General features: G+C 63.0%; 1 protein-coding gene. It reads right to left on the bottom strand.

The window, feature by feature from the left end; genetic code table 11:
- A partial coding sequence (locus tag J5M67_RS28765; protein ID WP_243434943.1) for a sugar phosphate nucleotidyltransferase occupies positions 1–438 on the bottom strand: 438 nt, incomplete at both ends.

Raw genomic sequence — 438 nt, 5'->3', positions numbered from 1 at the left:
GTAAGAATGTTTTTCAGGTACTGGCCATAGCCATTTTTCGACAAAGGCTGTGCGAGCTTGAGCAGTTGTTCCGCGTCGATCCACTGCCGCCGATACGCGATCTCCTCCGGACACGCGACGACGAGCCCCTGGCGCTTTTGCAGCGTCGCGATGAACGTCGCCGCCTCGATCAGCGAATCGTGCGTGCCGGTATCGAGCCACGCGTAGCCGCGGCCCATGATCTCGACGTCGAGCAAACCCGCGGCGAGATAGCGGGAATTCACGTCCGTGATCTCCAGCTCGCCGCGCGCGGACGGCTTGATGTCCGCCGCGATGTCGCACACCTGGTTGTCGTAGAAGTACAGCCCCGTCACCGCGTAGTTCGAGCGCGGCTTCGCGGGCTTCTCCTCGATCGACAGCGCGCGGAATTCGCCGTCGAACTCGACGACGCCGTAGCGC

Origin of the sequence: Pseudomonas sp. 30_B (assembly GCF_017491605.1) — a bacterium.
In the GTDB taxonomy this organism is placed as follows: Bacteria; Pseudomonadota; Gammaproteobacteria; order Pseudomonadales; family Pseudomonadaceae; genus Pseudomonas.
The sequence above is the reverse complement of the archived record's forward strand: the minus strand, read 5'-3'. Positions and strand labels throughout refer to the sequence as shown.